Origin of the sequence: Pseudomonas sp. BN505 (assembly GCF_029873175.1) — a bacterium.
Lineage (GTDB): Bacteria > Pseudomonadota > Gammaproteobacteria > Pseudomonadales > Pseudomonadaceae > Aquipseudomonas > Aquipseudomonas putida.
Genome location: NZ_SSOI01000020.1, coordinates 71,611 through 92,518, shown reverse-complemented (window position 1 = coordinate 92,518; position 20,908 = coordinate 71,611). Strand labels below are relative to the sequence as shown.

General features: G+C 63.0%; 17 protein-coding genes and 1 riboswitch. Of the genes, 5 read left to right on the top strand and 12 right to left on the bottom strand.

What is annotated here, in order from left to right; translation table 11 throughout:
* Positions 1 to 88: 88 nt before the first annotated feature.
* From dxs to ribB, 4 genes are all read right to left on the bottom strand, one after another.
* Entirely contained in the window at positions 89 to 1,984 is a 1,896-nt protein-coding gene (gene dxs, locus E8E78_RS03340; RefSeq protein ID WP_280311837.1) for a 1-deoxy-D-xylulose-5-phosphate synthase, read from the bottom strand.
* 176 nt (positions 1,985 to 2,160) lie between these two features.
* A complete protein-coding gene (gene ispA / locus E8E78_RS03335; protein WP_059395817.1) occupies positions 2,161 to 3,048 on the bottom strand; it encodes a (2E,6E)-farnesyl diphosphate synthase in 888 nt (295 codons plus the stop codon).
* Positions 3,045 to 3,287: an exodeoxyribonuclease VII small subunit gene (locus tag E8E78_RS03330; protein ID WP_003255380.1), complete on the bottom strand. Its 243-nt coding sequence runs from the start codon at positions 3,285 to 3,287 to the stop codon at positions 3,045 to 3,047. Before E8E78_RS03330 ends, ispA begins: the two co-directional genes overlap by 4 nt.
* Before the next feature lie 131 nt (positions 3,288 to 3,418).
* On the bottom strand, positions 3,419 to 4,069 hold the full coding sequence (ribB, locus tag E8E78_RS03325) for a 3,4-dihydroxy-2-butanone-4-phosphate synthase (protein ID WP_059395816.1): 651 nt from the start codon (positions 4,067 to 4,069) through the stop codon (positions 3,419 to 3,421).
* An 80-nt stretch (positions 4,070 to 4,149) separates the two neighbouring features.
* A riboswitch (FMN riboswitch) is annotated at positions 4,150 to 4,291 on the bottom strand.
* A gap of 91 nt (positions 4,292 to 4,382) precedes the next feature.
* Here ribB and E8E78_RS03320 point away from each other — a divergent pair.
* Both E8E78_RS03320 and E8E78_RS03315 read left to right on the top strand, forming a co-directional pair.
* Positions 4,383 to 5,588, top strand: coding sequence for an RtcB family protein (locus E8E78_RS03320; protein WP_059395815.1), 1,206 nt, complete (start codon positions 4,383 to 4,385; stop codon positions 5,586 to 5,588).
* A 95-nt stretch (positions 5,589 to 5,683) separates the two neighbouring features.
* Positions 5,684 to 6,670 carry a zeta toxin family protein gene (locus E8E78_RS03315; RefSeq protein ID WP_280311833.1) on the top strand — a complete coding sequence of 329 codons (987 nt, stop codon included), beginning with the start codon at positions 5,684 to 5,686 and terminating at the stop codon, positions 6,668 to 6,670.
* Between the two features lie 34 nt (positions 6,671 to 6,704).
* Here the strand turns inward: E8E78_RS03315 and E8E78_RS03310 are convergent, their stop codons facing one another.
* From E8E78_RS03310 to E8E78_RS03300, 3 genes are all read right to left on the bottom strand, one after another.
* Positions 6,705 to 7,595 carry an alpha/beta hydrolase gene (locus E8E78_RS03310; RefSeq protein ID WP_059395814.1) on the bottom strand — a complete coding sequence of 297 codons (891 nt, stop codon included), beginning with the start codon at positions 7,593 to 7,595 and terminating at the stop codon, positions 6,705 to 6,707.
* Positions 7,596 to 7,677: 82 nt separating this feature from the next.
* Positions 7,678 to 9,024: a sensor histidine kinase gene (locus tag E8E78_RS03305; RefSeq protein WP_059395813.1), complete on the bottom strand. Its 1,347-nt coding sequence runs from the start codon at positions 9,022 to 9,024 to the stop codon at positions 7,678 to 7,680.
* Positions 9,024 to 9,716 (bottom strand): response regulator transcription factor, encoded by a 693-nt coding sequence (locus E8E78_RS03300; protein ID WP_016497795.1) that lies wholly within the window; start codon positions 9,714 to 9,716, stop codon positions 9,024 to 9,026. The genes E8E78_RS03305 and E8E78_RS03300 overlap by 1 nt, the downstream gene beginning before the upstream one ends.
* 181 nt (positions 9,717 to 9,897) lie before the next feature.
* On the opposite strand from E8E78_RS03300, the gene E8E78_RS03295 reads away from it, so the two are divergent.
* Positions 9,898 to 12,075, top strand: a complete 2,178-nt coding sequence (locus tag E8E78_RS03295; protein ID WP_232861441.1) for a TonB-dependent siderophore receptor — start codon at positions 9,898 to 9,900, stop codon at positions 12,073 to 12,075.
* Between the two features lie 370 nt (positions 12,076 to 12,445).
* Positions 12,446 to 13,648: a glycosyltransferase family 4 protein gene (locus E8E78_RS03290; protein WP_280311827.1), complete on the top strand. Its 1,203-nt coding sequence runs from the start codon at positions 12,446 to 12,448 to the stop codon at positions 13,646 to 13,648.
* A 15-nt stretch (positions 13,649 to 13,663) separates the two neighbouring features.
* Here the strand turns inward: E8E78_RS03290 and E8E78_RS03285 are convergent, their stop codons facing one another.
* Positions 13,664 to 14,620: a FecR domain-containing protein gene (locus E8E78_RS03285; protein ID WP_280311826.1), complete on the bottom strand. Its 957-nt coding sequence runs from the start codon at positions 14,618 to 14,620 to the stop codon at positions 13,664 to 13,666.
* On the bottom strand, positions 14,613 to 15,152 hold the full coding sequence (locus E8E78_RS03280) for a sigma-70 family RNA polymerase sigma factor (protein WP_016497832.1): 540 nt from the start codon (positions 15,150 to 15,152) through the stop codon (positions 14,613 to 14,615). The genes E8E78_RS03285 and E8E78_RS03280 overlap by 8 nt, the downstream gene beginning before the upstream one ends.
* Before the next feature lie 190 nt (positions 15,153 to 15,342).
* On the opposite strand from E8E78_RS03280, the gene E8E78_RS03275 reads away from it, so the two are divergent.
* Positions 15,343 to 18,282 (top strand): TonB-dependent receptor, encoded by a 2,940-nt coding sequence (locus E8E78_RS03275; protein WP_280311824.1) that lies wholly within the window; start codon positions 15,343 to 15,345, stop codon positions 18,280 to 18,282.
* A 288-nt stretch (positions 18,283 to 18,570) separates the two neighbouring features.
* On the opposite strand, the gene E8E78_RS03270 is transcribed toward E8E78_RS03275, so the two are convergent.
* From E8E78_RS03270 to E8E78_RS03260, 3 genes are all read right to left on the bottom strand, one after another.
* Positions 18,571 to 19,272 carry an XRE family transcriptional regulator gene (locus tag E8E78_RS03270; protein ID WP_049275260.1) on the bottom strand — a complete coding sequence of 234 codons (702 nt, stop codon included), beginning with the start codon at positions 19,270 to 19,272 and terminating at the stop codon, positions 18,571 to 18,573.
* 184 nt (positions 19,273 to 19,456) lie between these two features.
* Positions 19,457 to 19,984, bottom strand: coding sequence for an inorganic diphosphatase (gene ppa, locus E8E78_RS03265; RefSeq protein WP_016497835.1), 528 nt, complete (start codon positions 19,982 to 19,984; stop codon positions 19,457 to 19,459).
* A gap of 93 nt (positions 19,985 to 20,077) precedes the next feature.
* The gene (locus E8E78_RS03260; RefSeq protein WP_016497836.1) at positions 20,078 to 20,893 is read right to left on the bottom strand and encodes a M90 family metallopeptidase; all 816 of its coding nucleotides are present in this window, start codon (positions 20,891 to 20,893) and stop codon (positions 20,078 to 20,080) included.
* Between the last annotated feature and the right edge of the window lie 15 nt (positions 20,894 to 20,908).

Genomic DNA, 20,908 nt, shown 5'->3' with positions numbered 1-20,908 from the left:
CCCACAGGTATTGCCCAAGCCTGGGGAGCGGTGCGGTCAATGTGGGAGCGGCCTTGTGTCGCGATGGGCCGCAGAGCGGCCCCGGGGATTACAAGCCGAGCATGGCCATGCGGGCCTTCACCGAAGCTTCGATCCCGGCCGCATCCAGCCCGCACTCAGCCAGCATCTGTGCAGGCTTGGCATGCTCGACGTAGATGTCGGGCAAGCCCAGGTGCAGCAGCGGCTTGAGCACTGCCTGGCTGGCCAGGAACTCACCCACCGCAGCACCCGCGCCACCCATGATGGCGTTCTCTTCAATGGTCACCAGCAGCGCGTGGCTGCCAGCCAGTTCCAGCACCAAGGCCTCGTCCAGCGGTTTGACGAAGCGCATGTCAACCACTGTGGCGTTGATCTGCTCGGCCACCTGCATGGCCTCGGCCAGCTGCACGCCAAACACCAGCAGGGCGACGTTCTCGCCTTGGCGGCGAACCACGCCCTTGCCGATTTCCAGTGGTTCCAGGTCGCCGCTGATCGGCGCATCCGGGCCGGTGCCACGCGGGTAGCGCACGGCTGCCGGGCCGTTGTACAGGTGGCCGGTGCTGAGCATCTTGCGCAGCTCGTTCTCGTCGCTCGGGGTCATCACCAGCATGCCCGGGATGCAGCGCAGGTACGACAGGTCATAACTGCCCGCATGGGTCGGGCCGTCTTCGCCAACGAGGCCGGCGCGGTCGATGGCAAACAGCACATCGAGGTTCTGTACGGCCACGTCGTGGATCAGCTGGTCGTAGGCACGCTGCAGGAACGTGGAGTAGATCGCCACCACCGGCTTGCTGCCCTCGCAGGCCATGCCGGCCGCCAGGGTAACGGCGTGCTGCTCGGCGATCGCCACGTCGAAGTAGCGTTCCGGGTAGCGCTCGCTGAAGTCGACCAGGTCGGAGCCTTCCTTCATCGCCGGGGTAATGCCCACCAGGCGGTTGTCGGCGGCGGCCATGTCGCACAGCCACTGGCCGAACACGGCAGAGTATTTCGGGCCGCTGACTTTCTTTGGCGCGGCAGGCTTATCGGCCGGCTCCAGCTTGGTGATGGCGTGATAGCCGATCGGGTCGACCTCGGCCGGGGCGAAGCCCTTGCCCTTCTTGGTCACCACGTGCAGGAACTGTGGGCCCTTCAGGTCACGCATGTTGCGCAGGGTGGCGATCATGGTCGGCAGGTCGTGGCCGTCGATGGGGCCGATGTAGTTCCAGCCCAGTTCTTCGAACAGCGTGCCCGGCACCAGCATGCCTTTGGCGTACTCCTCGGTGCGGCGGGCGATTTCCCAGGCGCCTGGCAGGCGCGACAGCACTTTCTTGCTGCCTTCGCGCATGCTCGCGTAGGTGCGGCTGGAGAGGATCTTGGCCAGGTAGTTGGACAGGCCGCCGACATTGCGCGAAATCGACATGTCGTTGTCGTTGAGGATCACCAGCATGTCGGCGTTGACTTCCTGGGCGTGGTTCAACGCCTCGAAGGCCATGCCGGCAGTCAGCGCGCCGTCCCCGATCACCGCAATCGACTTGCGTGCGCTGTTCTGCAGACGGGCGGCAATGGCCATGCCCAGTGCTGCGCTGATCGAGGTGCTGGAGTGGCCGACGCCAAAGGTGTCGTACTCGCTCTCGCTGCGGCGCGGGAAAGCGGCGATGCCGTCCTTCTGGCGCAGGCTGAGCATGCGGTTACGGCGCCCGGTGAGGATCTTGTGCGGGTAGGCCTGGTGGCCCACGTCCCACACCAGCCGGTCGTCCGGGGTGTCGAACACGTAGTGCAGGGCGATGGTCAGCTCGATCACGCCCAGACCGGCGCCAAAATGCCCACCGGTCTGTCCCACGGTGTAGAGCAGTTCCTGGCGCAGTTCGTCGGCCAGGGTCTCCAGGTCGGCTTCGGCCAGCCGGCGCAGGCCGGCAGGCGTGTCAGCGCGGTCTAGCAACGGCGTGACCGGGCGTTCGCGGGGGATCTCTTGAAACGTCGTGGGCATCAGGCGAGTCGTTATAGGTGTGTGAAGACGCGGCAGTTTACCCCATTGTGGGAAAAGTGCCCATTCGACGACAGGTTACGCGGCCCCTGTGGGAGCGGGTTTACCCGCGAATGCGTCCGTAAATTCAACATCGCATTCGCGGGTAAACCCGCTCCCACAGGGAATGGTGTAGCTGCTCAGTTACGGCGTTCGACGATGTAGCGCGCCAGGGCCCGCAGTGGCTCGGCCGTTTCACCGAAGCCTTGCAGTGCGATCAGCGCCTGGTCGCGCAGTTCGATTGCATAGGCCTTGGCCGCTTCCAGGCCCAGCAGGGCCGGGTAGGTCGGTTTGTCACGAGCTATGTCGGCACCCTGGCGTTTGCCCAGGGTGGCGGTGTCGCTCTCCACGTCGAGGATGTCGTCCTGCACCTGGAATGCCAGGCCGATGGCCTGTGCATAAACCTGCAGGGCATCCAGCTGCGCCTGTTCGGCACGGGCGCTGGCCAGGGCGCCGAGGCGTACGCTGGCTTCAATCAGTGCGCCGGTCTTGTGCCGGTGCATGAACTCCAGTGCCTGCTGGTCCAGCTTCAGGCCTACCGAACCGAGGTCGATGGCCTGGCCGCCGACCATGCCTGCGGGGCCGGCAGCCTTGGCTAGGGCCTGGACCATGGCCAGGCGAATGCCGTCGGCCTGCGGGCTCAGGCCTGGGTCGAGCAGGGCACTGAATGCCAGGCTCTGCAAACCGTCGCCAGCGAGGATGGCGCAGGCTTCGTCAAATGCTTTGTGGGTAGTGGGTTGGCCACGACGCAGGTCGTCGTCGTCCATGGCTGGCAGGTCGTCATGCACCAGCGAGTAGGCGTGGATCAGTTCGACCGCGCAGGCCGCGCCGTTGGCCTGTTCGGCCGGGGCGCCCAAGGCTTCGCAGGCCGCGTAGGCCAGCAGCGGGCGTACGCGCTTGCCGCCGTTCATCACGCTGTAGCGCATGGCGGCGTAAAGGCGGTCCAGCTCTTTGGACGGGGCAACGAACAGCGGTTCGAGGGCAGCGTCGACCCGAGCCTGGCAGCTGGCCTGGTAAGTGCCAATCATGCTTCCGGCTCCGCGTCGAACGGCTGCGCGGCCAGTTCGCCGTCGCGTTCCAGGAGGATTTGCACCTTCTGTTCGGCCTGGGCCAGGGCACCCTGGCAATCACGGGTCAGGGCGATGCCTTGCTCGAAGGCGGCCAGCGACTCTTCCAGCGACAACTCGCCGTTCTCCAGGCGCTCGACCAGTGCTTGCAGGTCTGCGAGGGATTGCTCGAAATCGAGGGAGGCTTTTTTGCGGGCCATGGCGACTTTCTCGGTGGCATTCAGAACGGCGCGACACTAGCAGAGCGGGGCGGGGGGAGCAAACTTCCGACAGCTGCCCGGCTGATACAGGCCGCTCTCAAAAGGGCCGCAAAGCGGCCCTGTCCGGAGGATCAGGCCGGCTCTGCTTCCCGTTCCAGCATCGCCTCGCGGTACCGCGCCAGCTCCTCGATGGTCAGCACCGGCAAGCTGTACTGCCGCGCATAAACCGCCACCTGCTCGCCACGCGCCATGCTGCCATCGGGGTTCATCAGCTCGCACAGCACTGCCGCAGGGCGCAGGCCGGCCAGGCGCGCCAGGTCCACCGAACCTTCGGTGTGCCCACGGCGGGTCAGCACCCCGCCATTGCGGGCGCGCAGCGGGAACACATGCCCCGGGCTGACGATATGACGCTGTTCGGCGCTGGAGCGCAGTGCCGCGCCAATGGTGGTGATGCGGTCCTGGGCAGAAACCCCGGTGGTGATGCCTTCTGCAGCCTCGATGGTGACCGTGAAGCCGGTGCCGTGGCGGGCCTGGTTGTTCTGCACCATTGGCGCCAGTTGCAGTGCGTCGACGGTGGCTTCGTCCAGGCACAGGCAGACGATGCCGCTGCAGTCGCGGATCATCATGGCCATGGTCTGCAGCGTAATGTTTTCGGCAGCGGCAATGATGTCCGCTTCGTCCTCGCGGTCGTCATCGTCAAGCAGCAGCACAGGGCGCCCGGCCTGGAAGGCGGCGATGGCGGCGGAAACAGCGGGGAATTGCGGATGGTTACGGGTGGACATGAAACGCTCCTCGTGAATGATCGATGAACGTCTCGGGGCGAACAAAATGCGCGCGCAGGGGCGCCCGGATGGCCCCTGCCTGACGCCTTCTTTCATCCGGACTATGACCGTCGGCTCTGGAGTTGCACCAGATCTGCTGACCCCCGGCATGGCCGGGGCGCTCGCGGGCTCATCTTTCGATTTACCGCCGGTGGGGACTTTCACCCCGCCCTGAAGACCGCCCAAGCATACCGCACCTTGCCCCCCCGCTGGCAACCCACGGCTCTACGACCTTTGGCGGTATCATGCCGTCATGCATTCGAGGAACAAGCCCATGGATATTCTCCAGGTCGCCGGTGGCAAGCCGATCAAGTTGTGGACCGATGGCGTGCCGGTCGAAGACGAGGCCCGCCAACAACTGCTGAACACGGCCAGGATGCCGTTCATCTTCAAGCACCTGGCGGTGATGCCCGACGTGCACCTGGGCAAGGGCTCGACCATCGGCAGCGTGATCCCTACGGTCGGCGCGATCATCCCCGCTGCGGTTGGCGTGGACATCGGCTGCGGCATGATCGCCGCGCGCACCTCGCTGCACGCGCGTGACCTGCCAGACAACCTGCATGGCTTGCGCAGTGCCATCGAGCAGGCGGTGCCGCATGGCAAGAGCTTCGGCAAACGTGACCAGGGCGCCTGGGCCGATGTGCCGGCCAAGGCGGACAAGGCCTGGGGCCAGCTGGCCGGGCGGTTCAAGGCCATTACCGACAAATACCCGCGGCTGGAAAAGACCAATAACCGCCACCACCTGGGCACACTGGGCGGTGGCAACCACTTCATCGAAGTGTGCCTGGATCAAGCCGACCGCGTCTGGTTCATGCTGCACAGCGGCTCGCGCGGTGTGGGCAATGCCATCGGCAACCTGTTCATCGAGCTGGCCCAGGCCGACATGCGCCAGCACCTCGCCAACCTGCCGGACAAGGACTTGGCGTACTTCGAAGAAGGCAGCCGCCATTTCGCCGACTATGTCGAAGCGGTGGAGTGGGCGCAGGAGTACGCCCGGCAGAACCGCGAGCTGATGATGCTGGCCGTGGTCGGCGCTGCTCGCAAGGCGCTGGGCAAACCGTTCGAGGCCAGCCTGGAAGCGGTGAACTGCCACCACAACTACGTGCAGCGTGAGCAGCATTTTGGCCGCGAAGTGCTGGTGACGCGCAAAGGGGCGGTGTCGGCACAGAAGGGGGAACTGGGCATCATCCCGGGCTCGATGGGGGCCAAGAGCTTCATCGTGCGTGGGCTGGGCAACGAGGAGTCGTTCTGTTCCTGCAGCCATGGCGCAGGCCGGGTGATGAGCCGGACTAAGGCCAAAAGCCGCTTTACCGTCGAGGACCAACGGCGTGCCACGGCGCATGTGGAGTGCCGCAAGGACAAGGACGTCGTCGACGAGATCCCAATGGCGTACAAAGACATCGACGCGGTGATGCGTGCCCAGCAGGCGCTTGTAGAGGTGGTTCATACCCTGCGCCAGGTTGTGTGTGTGAAGGGGTAGCGAGAAGTGCCATAACTGGCTACCGCACAGTGCGCCGGGGTAGTTCCTAGAGTGTTGCGCAGCCCACTTGGGGCAGACACCAGAGGATTGCAGAAATGGCCACGCTTTACCCGTTCACTGACAGCGACGTCGATGATGCCTTCGCCCAGCTCGACCACGCATTGTTCGACAAAGTGCGCGAAGCTGATGGACCTGGAAGTGACCCCACCCCGAACATGCTGATCGTTGCCGGTGCGCAAGGGTCAGGCAAGACCTACCTGCTGGAGAAGCAGTTGCTGCCCAGCGAGCGCTACCAGAACCATGTGCGGCTTTACCTGCCAGAATTTCGCAAGCTGCACCCGCACTACACCGAAATGAGCGAGCACGGTGTGCTGCACGTATACGAGCACACCGAAGCCTTCATCAGGGCATTGAGCGGCAAGGTTTTTGGGTACGCTTTCGCCAACCGCTACAACATCATCATGGAAACGGCACTGGACGACGAAGCATTCGCCGGTTTCCCGCCTGCAGCCGTAGAGGCGGGTTACCGCTTCGAGATTCACATGATCGCCTGCAAGGTGGAATTCAGCCATTGGGCGACCCTCGACCGCGGTGTGAAGAGCGTTGCCAAGGGCGAAATCGAGCGATTCGTGGCGTTGTCGCAGATCCAGGCCTCACAGGCGAATGCCAAAAAGATCCTGAACGCTTTCGAACACGCCTGCACCCAGGCCCCTGGCTCGCAGGTCACACTTTATGAACGTGGTTTCGAAGCGGATCAGCAGAGCAAGGTGCTGTGCCACAGCACTTGTGATGCCCCTGGCGTGTTGACCCCGCAGGCGGACTACGATGGCCAGCCCTTTTTCCGGGCGCCTTACCACGACACACTGGTTGAAATCCGGCGCAGCCCTGAAGGCAACGACTCTGGCACCTACCTGCAATTCTTCCAGGTCGTGCATGCCGGCATGCTCGATGAGCCGGTGCGCCAACAGATGGTCATGGCCTGCTGCAAGACCCTTGGCCGTAGCACCGACCTGGTACCGCGGATTTCCAGGGATGCCTTCCGCGACCTGAGCCAGTACCTGCTCAAGTACACCTATCCTTGATGCTACGAGGGCTCAGCAGGCGCCGGATAGGCGGTTATCTGGCCAGCTGCTCGACCACCGTCTGCAAAGAGGCCCCCAGCATTTCCCCATGGCCCAGCCCTTCGAACCTTTCGAAACGCACCTGAAGGCCTTGTACCATGGCCAGGTCTGCCGCCAGTTCTCGTGCAGGCCTCTCGACATCGCCCTTTAACTGCGCCCTGGGGTTGGCAGGTTCCTCGCTACCGCGCATCAGCAGCAGCCGCACAGGGTTGCTGCCCAACCGTTGTTCAAGGCCCTGTGCCTCCTGCACGATTGCCCCGTCATGCCACCACAGCGAAGGGCTGGCCGCCGCATAGTCACTGAACGCCCCGGGCCGGGTGAACAGCGCATGCAGCACGGCCAGCCCGCCGTAGGAGTGGCCCCACAGCGTCTGTCGCTGCAGGTCGATGGGGGCCAGCCCGGCCACCATCGGCCGCATGCGCTCGGTCAGCAGATCCAGAAATGCATCCACGCCACCACTGGGCAGGCCGGTCAGCGGGTCACGCTGCTCGGCCTGCCCAGGCAACGCCGGGGTATAGTCATAAGTCCGCCCCGCCCGCTCGATACGCTGCCCGGTCTGGTACCCCACGGCCACCAGCAAGGGCGCCTGGCCGGCGGCCAGTTTGGCCAGTTGCTGGCTGTTCAGCGCGCCGAGCGCAGCATTGCCGTCGAGCATCCACAGTACCGGGTACCCCGATGCTGGCGCCGGGCGGTTCGGCTTACCGACCCATAAACGGTAATGACGCTGGCCATCCGCCGAGTCCAGGTCGAGCTGGGTGAAGCGGTAGGCCAGGTCCTGACGCTGCAGCAGCGAGGTGTCCATCTTCTGGTTGCGCTCGGGCTGTGCCAGGGCAACGGGGGCTGCAAGGGCCAGTGCCAAAGCCAGCGTCAGGGTCATCTTGCTCATCAGGCGTCTCGTCAGGGCTTTGCGAGGAACGCAAGGCTGGAACGCCCAGATGATAATCAGTCCTGATTGAGCGTAAAGCGCATTAACTTTCTAAACAGTCCCTGGCCATCGGCAAGGTCAGGTGCAGGCACAGCCCAGGGCGGCCATTGCTGGCCCACAAGCGGCCGCCTTGCAGCTCGATGGCGCGGCGGGCGATGGCCAGGCCCAGGCCGAAGCCCGCGCCACTGTCGGTCAGGCGCTGGTAGGGCTTGAAGATGCGTTCAAGGTCGGCGTCAGGTACGCCGGGGCCCTGGTCGCTCAGGCGCAGGTGCCAGCAGTCGCCTTCACGCCAGCCCTCCAGGCTGACCCGGCCCTCGGCCGGCGAGTGGCGAATGGCATTGCGCATCAGGTTTTCCAGGGCCTGGGCCAGGCTGTCCAGATGGGCCTGTACCAGGCAATCGGTGCCGAGTGAACACGGCAGGCGTGCACGGTTCCAGCCACTTTCGAAGCAGGCGTCCTGGCACAGTGCCTCCCATACGGAAACCATCAGTATCGGCTCGGTCGGCAAGCTGGGCTGTTCGGTGTCCATCCAGGCCAGGTCCAGCGTGTCTTCCAGCAGTTTCTGCATGTCGGCGACTTCACGGTCCAGGCGCTCGCGCAACTGCAGCGGCGGCAAGTCGCTGTCATGGGCGATGCGCAACCGTGCCAGGGGCGTGCGCAGCTCGTGAGACAGCGTGCGCAGCAGCAGGCGCTGTTGCTCCAGGCTCTGGCGCAGGCGCCCGGCCATGTGCTCGAAGGCCTGTGCCAGTTCACCCAGCTCGTCACGGCGTGCCAGCAGGGGCAGGGCGGGGCTGTCGAGGTCATCGGCACGCAGGGCGTCGGCGCGGTCGCGCAGGCGGTTCAGCGGCACTACCAAGTGCCGGTACAGCGCCAGGCCCAGTAGGAGGGCGAGCAGTGCAGGTGCAACGCCGTGGGTGATCACATGGGTCCATGGCGTCAGGCCGGTGGGCAGCAGGCGTTCGGGCAGTTGCAGCACCAGGCGGCCGCGCTCGGGGTGCTGCGGGAATTCGATGCTCACGTAGGGCAGCTCATCCTGCAGGCGCCGGCTCATGGGCCAGTCCAGTTTGCGCATGAAGGTCAGGTGGCTGGCCTCCTCGGCGCTCAGCGGCGTGGTGCCGAGGCTTTGCAGGTGTGGGCCGATCACCGCCACCCAGGTGTCCTCGGCCTGTTCCAGTTGCCTGCGCCAGGCCTCGGCGCCTACCGCACCGCCCTGGCTCCAGGCGTCTTCAGCTTGTTGCGCATAGCGCGCCAGGTAATCCTGGTCGGCCGGGGACAGAAAATAGGTGCTGCGCTCCACCGACAGGCCCCAGGTCCAGATCAGCCAGATCAGCAACAGGCAGAAGCTGACCTGCAGTACGGCCAGTTTCCACAGCAACGGGTGGCGACGCATCAGGGCTGTTCCGTGTCGACCAGGATATACCCCTGCCCGCGCACGGCCTGGATCTGCAGGTGCTGGGCACTGATGTCGGCCAGTTTGCGGCGCAGGTTGCACACATGCACGTCCAGGCCCCGGTCCAGGCGGGTATAGGCCCGGTGCAGCACGGTCTGGTACAGGAAGGGTTTGCTCAAGGCTTCGCCGGGATGCGCCCGCAGCGTCACCAGCAAGCGGAATTCGGATGCGGTGAGGCCAGCGGCATTGCCGTTGTGGATAACGTCCTGGCGGTCGTGGTCCAGCATCACTTCGCCGACATCGGCACGCAGCGCCGTGCCGCGATCAAATGCCACGCGCCGCAGCAAGGCATCGACCCGTGCGTCCAGCTCCGCCAGGCTGAAGGGCTTGGGCAGGTAGTCGTCGGCACCACGGGTAAAGCCACTGATGCGGTCCTGCTCGGCGCCCAGCGCCGACATCAGCATGACCGGCACCGCCTGCTGCCGGCGCAACTCGTCGAGCAGGCTGAGGCCATCGATACCCGGCAGCATGATGTCCAGCAACACCAGTTCGAACGGTGTTTGCCGAATGGCGTCCAGGGCCTGGGTACCCGTGGCGCAGGCGTGTACCCGGAAACCGCGTTTGAGGAAATGGCGTTCCAGGTCCTGACGCAGGCTTGCGTCGTCTTCGGCGAGGAGAAGTGAGGTGGGCACGGGGAGCCTTGAATGAGAACCTGTATCAGTTACGAATCATCCCATTGCCAGCAAGGGAGGGCAACGCCTGGGTGTGTTAAGAAGGTTAATCCTGCTGCGCCCCCGTTTTCCCTCCGGTATCGTTCGCAAAAAGCAACTTGTTTCGTTTGCGAATTACTATCATTTGGGCGAAGGGTGTGTCATGAACGGTTTCACAGGTGTGGGGAGCTCGCGACGGGCTCGGGGCTGGCTGGTGCTGGGGTTGCTGGCGCCGTTTTCGGTGTCGGCACTGGCCGAAACGGTAGCGACCCAGGCGGCAGCCGAGGACACCTCGCTCGACCTGCCGGCATTGACCATCGAAGGCAACCGCCTGTACGACATGCTGCCCTCGGAAGCCACCGGTGGCTACAGCGTCGATGCCGCGACCGTGGGCACCAAGACGCCAGCAGCGCTGAAGGACATCCCCCAGTCGATCACCGTATACACCCAGGACTACGTCAAAGACCGCCAGTTCGTACACCTGGATGACCTGGCCAAGTACACCGCCGGCCTGCGTACCCTGACCAACGACAGCGGCCGGTCGTCGATCTACGCCCGTGGCTATGAGTACAGCGAATTCAACATTGACGGCCTGCCGGCGCCGATGGCCAGCATCTTCGGTACCGTACCGTCGCTGGCGGCGTTCGACCGTGTCGAAATCATGCGCGGCCCGGCGGGGCTGTTCAGCAGCACCAGTGAACTGGGTGGCATCGTCAACATGGTGCGCAAGCGCCCGACTGCCGAGTTCCAGGGCCACGTCGAAGGCAGCTATGGCACCTGGGACACCAACCACGAAGAAATCGACCTGAGCGGGCCGCTGGATGACGCCGGCCGCGTGCGCGGGCGTTTCGTCGCGTCCCGTGACGACACCAATGGCGAAGTCGATTACAACGCCAACACCAGTAACAGCTACTACGGCGCGCTGGATGTCGACCTGGACGACGCCACCACGCTGTCGTTCGGCCTGATGCATGAAGTGAAGAACATCACACCGCACAATGGCTACCCGGCAACGTTGTCCGGTGATGTGCCCGACTTCAGCCATTCCCGTTTCCTGGGGGCGGACTGGAACTACTTCGACGGCAAGACCACCGACCTGGTCGCCGAGCTGACCCACCGCTTCGACAACGGCGGCTATGGCCGTATCGCGGCGCGCGGCTCGCACCGCGACACCAATTACCTCTACGCCTTCACCGCCACCAATGCCACCACCGGTGCCAACTCCGAGCGCGCCAGCGCGCGCGACTTCACCCAGGACACCTACTCGCTGGACGCCAGCTACAGCCAGCCGTTCGAAACCCTCGGCCAGGTCAGCGAGTTTGTGGTCGGCACCGACTACAAGAACTACGACACCGAGTACCTCAACGGCACCACCAACCTTGGCGCCATCAACGTCAACACCTACTCGCCCAAGCGGTTCGCCAAACCGTCGCCCAACTACAGCACCGAGACCGGCATGCAGGAAGAGGAATATGGCCTGTATTCCAAGGTCACCTTCCGCCCGATCGAGCGCCTGGCGCTGATTGCCGGTGGCCGCTTCAGCTGGTACCGCGGTGATTTCTACACCACCACCCTGAGCAGCGGTGCCAGCACCAACGACAGCAAGCGCGTGGACGGGCACTTCACGCCGTATGGCGGCCTGGTCTACGACCTGACCGAGAACCATGCGCTGTACGCCAGCTACTCGCAGGTGTTCAAGCCGCAGTCCGACACCGACAGCAACGGCCGGGTGCTGAAGCCGCGTGAAGGCGAGCAGTACGAATTCGGCCTCAAGAGCAGCTACTTTGGCGGCGACCTGAATACCCGTTTCTCGGTATTCCGCCTGACCGACAAGAACCGCGCCACCACCGAATATGACGAGGATGGTGTAGACACCAATTTCTCGATTGCCTCCGGCAAGACCCGCGTCAAAGGCGCGGAAGTGGAAGTGAGCGGCAAGCTGACGCCAAACTGGGAGTTGCTGGCCGGCTACACCTGGATGGAAACCGAAACCCTCAAGGGTGACGCCGAAACCACCTTCTTCATCATGCCGCGCAACCAGGCTTCGCTGTGGAGCAAGTACACCATCAGCCAAGGCCCGCTGACCGGCCTGGTCATTGGCGGCGGTGTATCGGCGATGAGCAACTTCTATTCCGAGAACGGTGGCGTGCGTATCGATGCACCCGGCTATGCCACGGTTGACGCGATGCTGTCGTACCCGGTTACCTCGAAGCTGACGGCCACCTTCAACGTCAACAATCTGTTCGACCGGGACTACCTGTCGCGGGTGGGGTCGACGTCCACGTTCAACTTCTACGGGCCGTCGCGCAGCATGATGGTAGGGGCGCGTTACGACTTCTGATCGGCTCGTTCCGGTACGCGTGCGGTCCCTGTAGGAGCGGCCTTGTGCCGCGATGGGGCGCGCAAGGCCCCGGCAATTTCAGCTTCACGCAGATATTGTCGGGGCCGCTGCGCGCCCCATCGCGGCACAAGGCCGCTCCTACCAGGGGGCAGCAAACGATGAGAAATTGTTGCTACACCGCGTGTGCAACCTGTGAAGCCGCACTAGAGTGAACCCATGCGGAGCGCTTGCTGCTTACGCAGGAGGTCTGCAAGGACGCTACAACGTTGTTGAGATGGACGGCTGGTATTGAGGAGTAAGCCCCATGTAAACAATTTGAAAGTTAGTGTCCTGGCATCCCTGTGAGGGGAATATGATTGAAGACCCATACATGCTGTTCACCCGTATTCCTGTTGTCGTAGACGCGCAAGGTGGTTTGTTTACAGACCCCTTGTGGGTCAAAGATATAGAGCTTCACCTCACCTACATAGAAAACTTCGGCATGTGCTGCCCTGTCGAGAGAGGCGGCAACGTCGACGGGCTGCAAAGCATTAGCCATCTGGATGTTAAATGGCTTTATGGGTTGCGCAAAGACTATGGGCTTTCGTCAGTATTAAAGAACTTTTTTCCGAATTTCATAACCGTCATCAATGCCTGCAAGCATGCCCGGATCGTTCATTCTGACGGGGCCGGTTGGGCATTCCCCTTGTCCTTTTACCTATTGCCGCTCAAGCCGTTGTTCCGCTTCCAATGGGTGATTGTCATAGAGTCTTCATTCTGGATGTTGGCTCAGGGGCAGGCGCGAACCCTCAGAGCAATCATCGAACACCACGTGCACACCCTGTTATTGAAGTGCTGCCTGAAGTTGGCGAATGCCAGGATTTTTACCCAGTCCTTCTACAAGGAATATTTTCTTGGGAGCAATAACAATCGTACGTTAATTAACCCTGCCAGCTGGCTCGACAAGAAATTCATGGCATCCCCTGAGGCCGTCAGACATAGATTCGAAGGCAGGCGCAGCCGCACACTCAACGTGCTTTACCCATCCCGCCTTGTTCTGGATAAAGGTGTACTGGTAGTCCTTGAAGCCATTGAACAGCTGAAAACCGAAGACGTTGATATCACCGTCACCCTGATGGGCGATGGTGATTTGAAAGAGCACTGCCGACGCTTTGCTGCCGAAAAGCGTGGCGGCGTCGAGGTGAGGTTTCAGGACGCGGTTGATTACGGCAAAGATTTTTTCAGGATCATTGCCCAACATGACTGGCTGTTGGTGCCGACATTGAAACAGGAACAACCCCGAATCATTTTTGACGCATTCAGCCAGGGCGTTCCCGTCATCGGTTCTGACACATCCGGGGTCCTGGACATAACCAGCAAGCACAACGCGCTGACGTTCGAAACCGGGAACCCGTCCAGCCTGGCAGACCGTATTCGTCATGCTGCCCGGCATCCCGAGCTGGCGCTGGAAATGGGGCTTGCGGGGTTGGATTATGCGACCGGGAAAACACACTTGCAGATGCATCAGGTGCGCGAGGAGTTCCTGAAGAGCAGTTTGACGCCCTCTGCCAACCCGCGCGCCCCAAATGACTGACGACGGGCGCCCCTATCACCGACTGATAACCAGGCGCCCACCACCTTGGCGAACCTGCAGCCCATAGGTCTGGGCCAGCATGGCCAACGCCAGCGGCATATCATCGACCGGGAAGGTGCCAGACACCCGCAGTTCGCTCAACGCGGGGTCGCACTCCAGGCGCTGGTCGGCGTAGCGCATCAATGCCTGCGCCCACTGTTGCAACGGCATGTCATCGGCCACCAGCAAGCCGCGTTGCCACGCCAGGCTGGTTTCACGCACCTCCCCGACAAGGCCCAGACGCTCCCGGGTGAATCGAACCTGCTGCCCGGCGCGAATGATGTTCTCGACTGCCGCCACACTGGTGCTTTCGGGTCGTACCTGCACGGCGCCTTCGTACACCTCAAGCAAGGTTTCATCGGCCAGCTGACGCACGCTGAACCGCGTGCCCAGTGCAAGCAACTGCCCATGCACGGTCTGCACCATCAGCGGCCGTGGGTCGGCAGCGGTCACGATGTACACCTCGCCACGGCGCAGATGCAGCAACCGTTGCGCGCTATCGAAAAGCAGCTGCAGGGCACTGTCGGTATTCAGGATGATTTGCGTGCCATCGGCCAGCCGCGCGTGTCTGCGCTCGCCCACAGCCGGATGGTAATCACTGGCAAAACGCCCGGCCTGCGAGCGCCAGCCCCACCAGCCAAGCGGTGCGGCACCCATCAGCAGAACCAGCCCGCGCAGTACCGCGCGCCTGCCCGGGGGGCGTTGCAGGGTGTGCCTGGCCAGCGTTGGCGGCAGGCTGCCCAGGCGTGAAAGCAGGCGCTGCGCCCTTTTCCACGCACGTTCGTGCTCATCACTGGCAAGCCGCCAGCGTTCCAGTTCGAGCTGCTGGGCAGGCAGCAGCGGCCCTTCCTGCATCAGCATCAGCCACGAGGCTGCCTGGGCAAGCACATGCTGCGCGATGGCATCGTCGGGTGTTGCAGTACCGTTAGTCATCGGGCATCTGCGTCAGGCAGGTCAGGTAGCCGTCGTGGATGTACTTCTTCACCGTCGGCAGCGCTATGTTCAAGGCCACGGCGATGTCCTTGTGCTTCATGCCGTCCAGGGTCGCCATCAGGAATGCCTGCCTTGCACGCGGTCGAAGCTTGTGCAGAACTGCGTCGATCTCATGCAGGGTCTCGAGGATCACACATTGCAGCTCAGGCGACGGATACTCGGGCTCTGGCAGCAACAGCAGCGCTTCGAGCCACGCCTGCTCCAGCGACTGCCGGCGCCGCCAGCTCACCAGCACGCAGTTCGCGATGCGCGTCAGGTAGGCGCGGGGTTGACGAATCGGCTCGACCCGCGCGCCCTCGCGGCTGGCCAGCACACGCAGGAACGTATCCTGGGCCAGATCGTCGGCCACCCCGCGCCCCCATGACCTCAGCCGGTAGGCAAGCCAGTTACGCAGCCAGGCGTGGTTCTCGATGTACAGCGTTTCGATACTGCACGGCTCGGTACTGTCAGGCGGGGAGAAGGGGGCATTCATCGTCGATTGAATTGATACATGGTCTGTCGCAAATGCAAACCATTATCACTAGAATTGCTCAAGTCACAAGGCCAGTTCGGTAAATTCGGACGCTTCCTAGCCATTCATATCCTTTTTTCGATCTCGTGCGACAGAGGAGGTAACTAGCCCGCTGCCAGTGGTGGGCGCGAACCCTACGAGCGAGAAAAGCATGCTCCCAGTACGTTGTCCTTCACCTGCTCCGCGCCCTCGGCCTTGCCTGTCGGCCATCAACTTTGTGCTGCGTTGCACGCTGACCAGTTGCTGCGCTTCAGGCCTGCTGCACAGCAGCGCGGTTTTGGCCGAGGATGCCCACAAGGCTGCGCTCACGGCTACCCGCCTGGACGACGCCACGCTGCGTGACTACAACATTGCCCAAGGCCCGTTGGGGGCAGCCCTCGGCAGCTTCAGCAGCCAGGCCGGGCTGCTGCTGTCGTACGAGCCTGACCTGATTCGCGGGCGAACAGCGCCCGCCTTGAAAGGGCGGTATACGGTCAGCGAGGGCATGCAGCGGTTGCTCGCCAATACCGGTTTGCGGCTGGTGCCAAGTGCTACCGGCACCTACGTGTTGATGGCGCAGGGCACCGCTGCCCGTGCAGCAGCAGAGTTGTCGCCGACGATGGTCGAGGCCGCCGCGCAGGGCCCAGAGGTGGAAACCTACAGAGCGCCACGTTCGTCAGTGCACCTGACCAGCGAGCAGATCGACCGCTTCGGCCGGGTGTCTGCGGGCGACCTGCTCAACGGTATCCCTGGCGTGCAGGTTGGTGACACCCGCAATGGCGGTGCCCTGGACGTCAACATCCGCGGCATCCAGGGCCAGAGCCGGGTGGCGGTCAAGGTCGATGGTTCTGAGCAGGCCCTGGATGTCTATCGAGGTTATGGCGGTACCCAGCAGCGCAGCTATATCGATCCCGATCTGATCAGCAGTCTGACCGTGAACAAAGGGCCGTCGACCAAGTCCGGGGCGATAGGCGGCACGGTGGAGATGCAGACGATCGGTGTGCAGGACATTCTGGTGGACGGCAACCAGGTCGGCGTGCGCCTCAAGGGTGATTTCTGGGACAACGGCGTAGCCCCCGCCCACCGCAGCGCCAGCTCCAGGGATGAAAGCCTGACCGCGCCGCCACGCGACAGCCGGGGCAGCCTGTTTGGCTCCGAGGCTGAGTCTGGCAGCGCTGCCTTTGCCTTTACCACAGAGCGGCTGGACGTGGTGGCGGCGTATGCACACCGTAACCAGGGCAACTACTTTTCCGGCAAGAAAGGCCAGGACCGCTACCGCATCCATGACGAAGACGGCCGGGAGCAGCCAAGCGTGGCAATGACCTACAACGCCGGGGAAGAAGTGCTCAACTCTTCATCGAAAACCGACTCGTACCTGCTGAAGGCAACCTGGCGGATAGCCGACGACCATACGCTGGACCTGGGCTATCGCCGCTACCACGGTCGCACTGCCGAGATCATGCCTTCCGACATCTATCGTTTCGGCACCGCGGGTATCTACCAGTACCCCTTGGGCGAGGTGAAGATCGACACCTACACGGCGCGCTACCACTACCTGCCTGCCGCTAACCCCTGGGTCGACCTGACCAGCAACCTGTGGATGACAGACGCCAAAACCAGCACCTTGAGCTCAGCCTGGACGGCGCCTGCTTCGCAGTTGTTTCGTTCTGACCGCAGCTGGACCCGCCAGGACAACCGCCGTATTGGTGGCGACCTGAACAACGTCTCCCGGTTCGAGACGACCCATGGCGACTTCAAGCTCGACCTGGGCGGCGCTTTCCAGCTCGAAGACCTGCAACCGCAGAAAAGTGTGCTTATCACCCAGCATGACATCGATGCCAACCGCACCCTGCGCGATGCCTCCAGGCAGGAGTTCAGCTTCAACGGCAAGCTCGAGTACCAGCCGATCGAGCAACTGACCCTGTGGGGCGGTGGCCGTTATAGCCACTTCCACACCAGGGACAACACCGTGCTGGCCACCGCCCGGCGTCAGGACCGCGAGGTACGATACATCTCGGCGAGTGGCCCGAAAGGCTGGGGCAGCATGACCTGGTTCCCTGATCAGAACGGCCAGTACACCGATGCCACCGACCCCAGGCTGAACAACGGCATCGTCTTCGGCAACAGCAACGAGCCGTTCAATGGCGTGCGTTTCAACGACTTCGGCGCGACCAGCGTGGAGGTCGGCACCGAAGGCATCAGCAGCGTAGTCACAGGCTATGACCATAGCCCGCAAGGCAGCAGCAGTGGCGGCGGCTTCTCGCCGGCATTCGGCATCAACGTCGAGCTGATGCCCGACACGTTCTTCTATGTCTCCTACACCCAGGGCCTGCGCCTGCCGTCTTTGTTCGAGACCAGCCAGGGTACCCAGCAAGTCTCCCCCGGTAAAAGCCTGAAGCCCGAACGCTCGCAGAGCTGGGAGATCGGCGTCAGTGCGTTGCGCGACAACCTGTTGACCGAGCACGACTCGGCCGCGGTCAAGCTTGCCTACTTCGACAACGTGATAAAGAACTACATCACCCGTTACTACGACCCAAGCCCGGGGCTTTGGGGCCTGATGACCTTCAGCAACACCGACAGCTTCAGCACCCGCGGCCTTGAGCTGCAATCACACTACGATGCCGGCCGTGTGTTTGCCGACCTCTCGGCCACCTACTACCTCAAGACCGAGACCTGCGATGCGGACTTCGCCGGCAAACTCCGCGCTACCGCCAACCCGTACCAGAAGACCGAGAACACGCCCAACTGTACGCCGGGCAGTTTCATGGGCTCTTACACCAACACCCAGAACCCGCCACGGTTTTCAGCCAATCTGACTGGCGGCATGCGCTTCCTCGACGAGGCATTGACCGTGGGTGGCCGGGTGACCTACACCTCCGGCCCGACCAGTACCCTCGACAAGCCTTGGCAGTCCGGTGCTACCACGCCGCAGATCGAATACCGCTCGGTTGCGCTGTTCGATCTGTTCCTGAAATACAAGTTGCTCGAGAACACCGAGGTGAATGCCTCGCTGCAGAACTTGACCGATCGCTACTATCTGGACCCGCTGGCGCAAAGCTTCATGCCGGCACCGGGGCGCACGCTGCGGGTGGGGGTAGTGACGCGGTTCTGAAGGCCGCAGAGGGCGTTGGCGCAGAGGGTTTCGCCAGCGCCCCGACATTTTTGCGGGCATTAAAAAGCCGGCTTGTGGCCGGCTTCTCGGGGACGCTTCCGACTAATTTATGGTAAGCCGCAATCGCCTTAACTGTGTGGCCATCAAGGGCCTGAAAGAGATGGCAGATGCCCGTGTGGGATATCGCCGAGCCCTCTGGACCGCGGCTCGCGCCGGTCGGGGCTTAATGTGCGGCGTAGCATACAAGGGCACGCGCAGGATGCCCAGCAAAAAATGGCACAGGTTGTTTCAGCCGGGCCGTTGCTGGCGGAAATGCGACCAGTGGAATACCCAACCGATAATCTCCAGGCCCTGCGCCTGGCGCTGGGCGCAGGTGTAGCGTTCGACGGCGTAATTGCGACGGTCATGGCTGTTCAGGTACAGCGTGCCCTGCGGGCCGAGGCTGAGGTTGTTTACCCTGAGCACGCCATTGTGCAGCAGGGCATAGGTTTCGCCCTCTATTACCCGGGTCATGCCCAGGTCCACGGCCAGGATGGCCTCCTGCGGAATAAGCGGAACCATGTTGCTGGCGGGCATGGCCAGGCAGATGGCGTGATGGGCGTGCACACCCAACCCTTTCAGCGCTTTTGCCGGCAGGCGCAGGTGTTTGCTGGCCACCGGCGCAAGCAGGCCGTTTCGCAGTTCGTAAAAAGGCACCCTCAGCTCCCGGGCACGGTGTGCCGACAGTGGGCTGGGCGGGTTGGCCGGTGCCTGGCGTGGCGGGTGGTTGCGCTGGATCGGGTTTGGGTGTTTGGGCCCTTCGCCTGTGCGTAGCCAGCGCCGATGCACACAGAACAGGTCGGCCATTTCGTCCAGGCGGGCCAGGGGTACGCCGCGGTTGAACCAGTTGTTGACGTGCTGCGGTGTGACGCTGCGCTGAGCGGCGAAATCAGAAGCGGACAGGCCACATTCGTGGAGAAGGGCTTTGAGGCGGTCGCCGGAAGTGTTCATGGGGGCGAGTGTAGCGACGGGGTACCCGCAAGGAAATGAACCGCTTGTTGACGGAATTTGTACGAAAAGTGCCTGCTTGTAGGGCGTTGGTGTAGGACTGCGTAGGACTTTTTACCGAATGAAGGTGCTGTCGCCCCTTCGGGCAAAAAAAAACCCGCCGGAGCGGGTTTTTTTACAACCGGTATCAGCCTTTGTAGGCAGCAACCGATTTGGTGATCGCAGCACGGGCGGCGTCAGCGCCATCCCAGCCTTCGATCTTGACCCACTTGCCCTTCTCGAGATCTTTGTAGTTGGCAAAGAAGTGCTCGATCTGCTGGATCAGCAGGGCTGGCAGGTCGGTGTATTCCTTCACGTCGACGTACAGCTGCGACAGCTTGTCGTGAGGAACAGCGATGACCTTGGCATCACCGCCGCCGTCGTCGGTCATGTTCAGGATGCCAACCGGACGGGCGCGGATAACCGAGCCTGGCGCTACCGGGTAAGGGGTAACCACCAGCACGTCCAGCGGATCACCGTCGTCAGCCAGGGTGTTCGGGATGAAGCCGTAGTTGGCTGGGTAGAACATCGGGGTAGCCATGAAACGGTCGACGAACAGGGTGTCGCTGTCCTTGTCGATCTCGTATTTGATCGGCGCATGGTTGGCCGGGATTTCGATGGCGACGTAGATGTCGTTCGGCAGGTCTTTGCCCGCCGGAATCTTGCTGTAGCTCATTGGGCAGTGCCCCCGTGTTTGACCAAAAAAGTGGCGGCGATTATAGGCACATTCTGCCGGGGCATGCCACGCCTGGCCTGATGTGCGGCCCCGTCAGGCGTGGCTTTCGCGGTACTCGGGGTGTTCGGCCTGCAGCCGAAGCAGCCGCGCCAGCGGGTCTTGCCGGTAGAACTGCGACAACTGGTGGTAGACCCGTGGATAAGCCTGATGCAGCAGGTCGGGGGCACTAAAGAAGTATTCGCTGGTGACAGCAAAGAACTCCGCCGGGTTTTCCGCGGCATACGGGTCGATGGCGGTTTCGGCGTCGGGGTTGTTGTCCAGCTGGCGGTTGAGGTCGTCGTAGGCCTGCTGCATGGCCGTTGCCCACTCATCCACCGGCATGCCGCTGTGCAGCGGCGGCAGGCCGTTGGCATCGCCATTGAGCATGTCGAGCTTGTGCGCCAGCTCATGGATGACCAGGTTGTAGGCCTCCCAGCCACCGCTGGCCAGCACGCCGTTCCAGGCCAGGATGATCGGCCCCTGTTGCCAGGCCTCGCCGCTGTGCTCGCCGTCCCACACGTGCTCCACGCCACTGGCATCGCGGTGGCGCTGGGGGCTCTTGAAGTCGTCGGGGTACAGGATGATTTCGTGGAAGCCCTGGTACCAGTTCAGCTCGCCCAGGTGCAGCAGCGGCAACTGCGCCTGGGCGGCCAGCAACAGGCGCTGCTCGTCGTCGGGTTCGACACCTGGCAGGCAGGTGAGGTGCTTGTCGAGCAGGAACAGGATGCAGGCTTCGCGCAGCCAGTGGTCTTCGTCGTCGCTGATGCCGTCCAGCATCGGCAGGCGCTCGCGCACGGCCTGCCACTGCTTTGGCTCGATGGGGTAGCGCGCCAGTGCGCGCTTGCGCCGCCAGGCGCTGAACGACCACATGCCTGCTGTTCTCTA